Origin of the sequence: Streptococcus mitis, assembly GCF_047465045.1 — a bacterium.
Classification (GTDB): domain Bacteria; phylum Bacillota; class Bacilli; order Lactobacillales; family Streptococcaceae; genus Streptococcus; species Streptococcus mitis_DT.
This window is the reverse complement of the sequence record NZ_JASHAR010000034.1, coordinates 1-7,905: the sequence shown is the minus strand read 5'-3', so window position 1 is coordinate 7,905 and position 7,905 is coordinate 1. Positions and strand designations below refer to the sequence as shown.

The 7,905-nt window shown below is 39.5% G+C and carries 6 protein-coding genes; all 6 read left to right on the top strand.

What is annotated here, in order from left to right:
• The first annotated feature begins 248 nt into the window (after positions 1-248).
• The 6 genes from prfB to QM409_RS10540 all read left to right on the top strand — a co-directional run bounded on the left by prfB (position 249) and on the right by QM409_RS10540 (position 7,689).
• A protein-coding gene (prfB, locus tag QM409_RS10565; RefSeq protein WP_414305710.1) for a peptide chain release factor 2 occupies positions 249-1,344 on the top strand; the annotation gives its coding sequence in 2 pieces (ribosomal slippage) (positions 249-320 and positions 322-1,344; 1,095 coding nt in all).
• Positions 1,345-1,361: 17 nt separating this feature from the next.
• Complete coding sequence (ftsE, locus tag QM409_RS10560) at positions 1,362-2,054, top strand: cell division ATP-binding protein FtsE (protein ID WP_000022260.1); 693 nt, start codon at positions 1,362-1,364, stop codon at positions 2,052-2,054.
• Positions 2,047-2,973: a permease-like cell division protein FtsX gene (gene ftsX, locus QM409_RS10555; protein ID WP_414305709.1), complete on the top strand. Its 927-nt coding sequence runs from the start codon at positions 2,047-2,049 to the stop codon at positions 2,971-2,973. Before ftsE ends, ftsX begins: the two co-directional genes overlap by 8 nt.
• Before the next feature lie 184 nt (positions 2,974-3,157).
• Positions 3,158-5,338: a PTS transporter subunit IIBC gene (locus QM409_RS10550; protein WP_261020713.1), complete on the top strand. Its 2,181-nt coding sequence runs from the start codon at positions 3,158-3,160 to the stop codon at positions 5,336-5,338.
• Between the two features lie 51 nt (positions 5,339-5,389).
• Entirely contained in the window at positions 5,390-6,205 is an 816-nt protein-coding gene (locus tag QM409_RS10545; RefSeq protein ID WP_049544410.1) for an endonuclease/exonuclease/phosphatase family protein, read from the top strand.
• Positions 6,206-6,345: 140 nt separating this feature from the next.
• Positions 6,346-7,689: a DEAD/DEAH box helicase gene (locus QM409_RS10540; protein WP_033689026.1), complete on the top strand. Its 1,344-nt coding sequence runs from the start codon at positions 6,346-6,348 to the stop codon at positions 7,687-7,689.
• Positions 7,690-7,905 lie beyond the last annotated feature (216 nt).

Here is a 7,905-nt window from a genome sequence, read left to right as displayed (position 1 = left end):
CTGGATGTCATTACGGTCTGAAAGGGTAAGGTGTTTATATTTTGTCATAGTAGACCTCATTTCTAACTCAAACGTCTCACACTTAATTCCACCATAAAAATCCGTTTTAGACTAATTTCCACTTTGGCTAGCCAAGTGGAAGTTACTTTGAGAAGTTACCTCTTTTTCCATGAAAAGGGGATTAGAGCAAAAGATGGAAAGAAATGATAAAATATGCTATAATGAAATGATATAAAAAAGGAGTATTTATGGACATTTCAGTAATTCGTCAGAAAATTGACGCAAATCGTGAAAAATTAGCTTCTTTCAGGGGGTCTCTTTGACCTCGAAGGTTTAGAGGAAGAGATTGCCATCTTGGAAAACAAGATGACAGAACCTGATTTTTGGAACGATAATATCGCGGCCCAAAAAACGTCGCAAGAATTAAATGAATTAAAAAATACCTACAACACCTTCCACAAAATGGAAGAGTTGCAGGATGAAGTTGAAATTTTATTAGACTTTTTAGCTGAAGACGAGTCAGTTCATGAGGAACTAGTCGAACAGTTATCAGAACTCGATAAGATGATGACCAGCTATGAGATGACCCTTCTCTTGTCAGAACCTTATGACCATAATAATGCCATTTTGGAAATCCATCCAGGATCTGGTGGTACAGAGGCTCAAGACTGGGGTGATATGTTACTTCGTATGTACACTCGCTATGGAAATGCTAAAGGCTTTAAAGTGGAAGTATTGGATTACCAAGCAGGAGATGAAGCTGGTATCAAGTCAGTAACCTTATCATTTGAAGGACCTAATGCCTATGGTCTTCTCAAGTCAGAAATGGGGGTACACCGTTTGGTGCGAATTTCACCATTTGACTCTGCTAAACGTCGCCATACCTCTTTCACATCTGTAGAAGTAATGCCAGAATTGGATGATACCATTGAAGTGGAAATTCGGGAAGATGATATCAAGATGGATACCTTCCGTTCAGGTGGTGCTGGTGGACAAAACGTCAATAAGGTTTCAACTGGAGTGCGTTTGACCCACATTCCTACGGGAACTGTCGTCCAGTCAACGGTCGACCGTACCCAATATGGAAATAGAGATCGTGCCATGAAAATGTTGCAGGCTAAGCTCTATCAAATGGAGCAAGAGAAGAAAGATGCGGAAGTCGATTCCCTCAAGGGTGAGAAAAAAGAAATCACATGGGGAAGCCAAATCCGTTCTTATGTCTTCACACCTTATACTATGGTAAAAGATCATCGAACTAACTTTGAAGTTGCACAGGTAGATAAGGTTATGGATGGGGACCTAGATGGTTTTATCGATGCCTATCTCAAATGGCGAATTAGCTAAGAAAGAAAGGAACTCACATGTCAATTATTGAAATGAGAGATGTTGTCAAAAAGTATGATAACGGAACGACTGCCCTACGTGGTGTTTCGGTCAGCATTCAACCAGGAGAATTTGCCTATATCGTAGGTCCGTCAGGAGCTGGGAAATCAACCTTTATTCGTTCTTTGTATCGCGAAGTAAAAATCGAAAAAGGAAGCTTATCTGTTGCTGGTTTTAATCTAGTTAAAATTAAAAAGAAAGATGTCCCTCTTCTACGTCGTAGTGTTGGGGTTGTCTTCCAAGATTATAAACTGTTACCAAAGAAAACCGTTTATGAAAATATTGCTTATGCAATGGAAGTTATTGGTGAGAGCCGCCGTAATATCAAAAAACGTGTTATGGAAGTTTTAGACTTGGTTGGATTGAAGCATAAGGTTCGTTCTTTCCCAAATGAACTTTCAGGGGGAGAACAGCAACGTATTGCGATAGCACGTGCCATTGTAAACAATCCAAAAGTATTGATTGCGGACGAACCAACAGGAAACTTGGACCCAGATAATTCATGGGAAATTATGAACTTGCTGGAACGCATCAATCTCCAAGGTACAACTGTCTTGATGGCTACCCACAACAGTCAGATTGTAAATACCTTGCGCCACCGTGTCATTGCCATTGAAAATGGCCGTGTTGTTCGTGACGAAGCTAAAGGAGAATATGGATACGATGATTAGTAGATTTTTTCGTCATTTATTTGAATCATTAAAAAGTTTGAAACGAAATGGCTGGATGACAGTAGCTGCTGTCAGTTCAGTTATGATTACTTTGACCTTGGTTGCAATATTTGCATCTGTTATCTTTAATACGGCTAAACTAGCTACAGATATTGAAAATAATGTTCGGGTAATGGTGTACATTCGTAAGGACGTAGCTGATAATAGTAAGACGATTGAAAAAGAAGGTCAAACTGTTACAAATAATGACTACCACAAGGTATATAATGCTTTGAAGGGGATGTCTACAGTTAAGAATGTTACTTTTTCAAGTAAAGAAGAACAATACGAAAAATTAACTGAGACAATGGGGGATAACTGGAAAATCTTTGATGGTGACGCCAATCCTCTCTATGATGCATATATCGTTGATACCAATACACCAAGTGATGTAAAGACAGTAGCAGAAGAGGCTAAAAAAATCGAAGGTGTGTCAGAAGTTCAAGATGGTGGTGCTAATACAGAACGCTTGTTTAAGTTAGCCTCATTTATTCGTGTCTGGGGACTAGTTATTGCGGGCCTCTTGATTTTCATTGCGGTGTTCTTGATTTCTAATACTATACGTATCACCATTATTTCACGAAGCCGTGAAATTCAAATCATGCGTTTAGTAGGTGCTAAGAATGGCTATATCCGCGGACCTTTCTTGCTTGAAGGTGCCTTTATTGGTTTACTTGGAGCAACACTTCCATCAGTTCTGGTATTTATTGTCTATAAAATGGTTTACCAATCGGTTAATAAGTCATTGGTTGGTCAGAACCTTTCAATGATATCACCAGAAGTATTCAGTCCACTGATGATTGCCTTATTATTTGTGATTGGAATTTTTATCGGTTCAATCGGATCAGGAATTTCTATGCGCCGATTCCTGAAAATCTAAAATAAAATAGAAGTATATTTGAGGAGGTTTTAATATCTCCTTTTTTACTACAAAAATTTTAGAAAAAAGTCTAATTTTTTTTATAAAAGCCTTTACAAAAAAAATTAAAGTGGTATAATTGAATTATAGAAAGTGCAAACGTTTTCGTAAAACGTTTGCCTAAATAAAAATAAAGGAGATTTGAATGATGAAAGATACATTCAAAAATGTCTTGTCTTTCGAGTTTTGGCAAAAATTCGGTAAGGCTTTGATGGTGGTTATCGCGGTTATGCCGGCTGCTGGTTTGATGATTTCAATCGGTAAGTCTATCGTAATGATTAACCCAACTTTTGCACCACTTGTAGTTACAGGTGGAATTCTTGAGCAAATTGGTTGGGGGGTTATCGGTAACCTTCACATTTTGTTTGCCCTAGCAATTGGAGGAAGCTGGGCTAAAGAACGTGCTGGTGGTGCTTTCGCCGCTGGTCTTGCCTTCATCTTGATTAACCGTATCACTGGTACAATCTTTGGTGTATCAGGAGATATGTTGAAAAATCCAGATGCTATGGTCACAACTCTCTTTGGTGGTTCAATCAAAGTTGCTGATTACTTCATTAGTGTTCTTGAAGCTCCAGCATTGAACATGGGTGTGTTTGTAGGGATTATCTCAGGTTTTGTAGGGGCAACTGCTTACAATAAATACTACAACTTCCGTAAACTTCCTGATGCACTTTCATTCTTCAACGGGAAACGTTTCGTACCATTTGTAGTTATTCTTCGTTCAGCAATCGCTGCAATTCTACTTGCTGCCTTCTGGCCAGTAGTTCAAACAGGTATCAATAGCTTTGGTATCTGGATTGCTAACTCACAAGAAACTGCTCCAATCCTTGCACCATTCTTGTATGGTACTTTGGAACGTTTGCTCTTGCCATTTGGTCTTCACCATATGTTGACTATCCCAATGAACTACACAGCTCTTGGTGGTACTTATGACATTTTAACTGGTGCAGCTAAAGGTACTCAAGTATTTGGTCAAGACCCACTATGGCTTGCATGGGTAACAGACCTTGTTAACCTTAAAGGTACAGATGCAAGTCACTACCAACAATTGTTAGATACTGTTCACCCAGCTCGTTTCAAAGTTGGACAAATGATCGGTTCATTCGGTATCTTGATGGGTGTGATCGTTGCTATCTACCGTAATGTCGATGCTGATAAGAAACATCAATATAAAGGTATGATGATTGCGACAGCTCTTGCAACATTCTTGACAGGGGTTACTGAACCAATCGAATACATGTTCATGTTTGTAGCAACACCTATGTATCTTGTTTACTCACTTGTTCAAGGTGCTGCCTTCGCTATGGCTGACGTAGTAAACCTACGTGTCCACTCATTCGGTTCAATTGAATTCTTGACTCGTACACCACTAGCAATTAATGCTGGTATTGGTATGGATATCGTTAACTTTATCTGGGTAACTGTTCTCTTTGCTGTAATCATGTACTTTATCGCAAACTTCATGATTCAAAAATTCAACTACGCAACTCCAGGGCGTAACGGAAACTACGAAACTGCTGAAGGTTCAGAAGAATCTAGCAGCGAAGTGAAAGTTGCAGCAGGCTCTCAAGCTGTAAACATTATCAACCTTCTTGGTGGACGTGCAAACATCGTTGATGTTGACGCATGTATGACTCGTCTTCGTGTAACTGTTAAAGATGCAGATAAAGTAGGAAATGCAGAACAATGGAAAGCAGAAGGAGCTATGGGTCTTGTCATGAAAGGACAAGGAGTTCAAGCTATCTACGGTCCAAAAGCAGACGTATTGAAATCTGATATCCAAGATATCCTTGATTCAGGTGAAATCATTCCTGAAACTCTTCCAAGTCAAATGACAGAAGCGCAACAAAACACTGTTCACTTCAAAGGTCTTACTGAGGAAGTTTACTCAGTAGTAGACGGTCAAGTTGTTGCCTTGGAACAAGTTAAAGATCCAGTATTTGCTCAAAAAATGATGGGCGACGGATTTGCAGTAGAACCTGCAAATGGAAACATTGTATCTCCAGTTTCAGGTACTGTATCAAGTATTTTCCCTACAAAACATGCTCTTGGTCTTGTGACTGAAGCAGGTCTTGAAGTATTGGTTCACATTGGTTTGGACACAGTAAGTCTTGAAGGTAAACCATTTACAGTTCATGTTGCTGAAGGACAAAAAGTTGCAGCAGGTGACCTTCTTGTCACAGCTGACTTGGATGCTATCCGTGCAGCAGGACGTGAAACTTCAACAGTAGTTGTCTTCACAAATGGTGATGCAATTAAATCAGTTAAATTAGAACAAACAGGTTCTCTTGCAGCTAAATCAGCAGTTGCTAAAGTAGAATTGTAATATACTTGAGGTTGGAAGCTGTATTCCAACCTCTTATTTTGGGAGAAAAGAATGAAATTTTTAACACTCAATACTCACAGTTGGATGGAAAAAGAAGCAGAGGAAAAATTCCAGATTTTGCTTCAGGATATTCTTGAAAAGGACTATGATTTGATATGTTTCCAAGAAATCAATCAGGAGATTACTTCGCCAGAGGTGGAGGTTAATGACCTTTATCAAGCTTTGCCAGCAGCTGAGCCTATTCACCAAGACCATTATGTTAGACTTTTGGTTGAAAAGTTGTCAGAGCAAGGGAAAGATTACTACTGGACTTGGGCCTATAACCATATTGGTTATGACCGCTACCATGAAGGTGTGGCTATCTTGTCTAAAACACATATTGAAGCAAGAGAAATTTTGATTTCAGATGTGGATGATCCAACAGACTATCATACTCGTCGTGTTGCCTTGGCTGAAACTGTAGTTGATGGTAAGGAACTTGCAGTTGCAAGTGTCCATCTTTCTTGGTGGGATAAAGGTTTCCAAGAAGAATGGGCGCGATTTGAAGCTGTCTTGAAAGAATTGAACAAGCCACTTTTGCTTGCTGGAGATTTCAACAACCCAGCTGGTCAGGAAGGTTACCAAGCTATTTTAGCTAGTCCATTAGGCTTACAAGACGCATTTGAAGTTGCTCAAGAGAAAAGTGGTAGCTATACTGTTCCACCAGAAATTGATGGCTGGAAGGGGAACACAGAACCCCTTCGAATCGACTATGTTTTTACCACTAAGGAGTTAGAGGTAGAAAATTTACATGTCGTATTTGATGGCAACAAGAGTCCGCAAGTTAGTGACCACTATGGCTTGAATGCTATTTTAAACTGGAAATAATGACTGAAAAGAGGTTGGAATTATAACATTCCAGCCTTTTTCTGACTAGAAAAACTACTGGAAATAGCCTAAATAAGTGAGACTACTGTAATGAAATAAAATATGGTATAATTGATAAGATAGATAGAATCGAGGATATTATGTCATTTACGAAATTTCAATTTAAAAAATATATTAGTGAAGCCTTGGAGGAGTTGAAATTTACAACTCCAACAGAGGTGCAAGACAAGTTGATTCCTATTGTTTTGGCAGGTCGTGACCTAGTCGGTGAATCAAAAACAGGTTCTGGTAAGACTCATACTTTCCTATTGCCGATTTTCCAGCAATTAGATGAAGCCAGCGATAGTGTTCAAGCAGTCATTACTGCACCGAGCCGTGAATTAGCTACTCAAATTTACCAAGCAGCCCGTCAGATTGCAGCCCACTCAGAGGTAGAAATTCGTGTGGTTAATTATGTGGGTGGTACAGATAAGGCTCGCCAGATTGACAAATTGGCAAGTAACCAGCCTCATATTGTTATCGGAACGCCTGGCCGTATTTATGACTTAGTTAAGTCTGGTGACCTAGCTATTCACAAGGCTAAGACCTTTGTGGTCGATGAGGCAGATATGACCTTGGATATGGGATTCTTGGAAACTGTTGATAAGATTGCTGGAAGCCTTCCAAAAGACCTGCAATTCATGGTCTTCTCAGCGACTATTCCACAAAAACTGCAACCATTCTTGAAAAAATACTTATCAAATCCTGTTATGGAGAAAATCAAGACCAAAACGGTCATTTCTGATACCATTGATAATTGGTTGATTTCGACCAAGGGCCGAGATAAGAATGCTCAAATTTACCAGTTGACTCAGTTGATGCAACCGTATTTGGCAATGATTTTTGTTAACACTAAAACGCGTGCTGATGAATTGCATTCATATCTGACTGCTCAAGGCTTGAAGGTTGCAAAAATCCATGGGGATATTGCCCCTCGTGAGCGCAAACGTATCATGAACCAGGTTAAAAATCTGGATTTTGAGTATATTGTCGCAACAGACTTGGCAGCGCGTGGAATTGACATTGAAGGTGTCAGCCATGTCATCAATGATGCCATTCCGCAAGATTTGTCCTTCTTTGTTCACCGTGTTGGTCGTACTGGGCGTAATGGCCTACCAGGTACAGCTATTACCCTTTATCAGCCAAGTGATGACTCGGATATCCGTGAGTTGGAGAAATTGGGAATCAAGTTTACTCCTAAGATGGTCAAAGACGGGGAATTTCAAGATACTTATGACCGTGATCGTCGTGCTAACCGTGAGAAAAAACAAGATAAACTTGATATCGAAATGATTGGTTTGGTTAAAAAGAAAAAGAAAAAAGTCAAACCAGGTTATAAGAAAAAAATTAAATGGGCGGTTGATGAAAAACGTCGCAAGACCAAGCGTGCTGAAAATCGTGCTCGCGGTCGTGCAGAGCGTAAAGCAAAACGCCAAACATTTTAATATAAAAAGTTGGAGTACTGAGCTCCAACTTTTTTATTTATGAGAACGAACTATCTGGTAACTTCTAAAGCAAAATAGTTCTCAGCCACAAAAAAGCTAGAGATTTCCAATAGCGGAACTCTAGCTTTTTAATTTTGAGTCGTTCTCTTATTGTATTTGAGGAGGTTATTGGCCATAAGTACCAATCCCATGTCAATTCTCACTTGACGCTTCCCT

Coding starts and splice junctions, on each gene's coding strand:
- ftsX (WP_414305709.1), top strand. CDS start 2,047: ATGATTAGTAGATTTTTTCGTCATTTATTTGAATCATTAAAAAGTTTG.
- QM409_RS10545 (WP_049544410.1), top strand. CDS start 5,390: ATGAAATTTTTAACACTCAATACTCACAGTTGGATGGAAAAAGAAGCA.
- QM409_RS10550 (WP_261020713.1), top strand. CDS start 3,158: ATGATGAAAGATACATTCAAAAATGTCTTGTCTTTCGAGTTTTGGCAA.
- ftsE (WP_000022260.1), top strand. CDS start 1,362: ATGTCAATTATTGAAATGAGAGATGTTGTCAAAAAGTATGATAACGGA.
- QM409_RS10540 (WP_033689026.1), top strand. CDS start 6,346: ATGTCATTTACGAAATTTCAATTTAAAAAATATATTAGTGAAGCCTTG.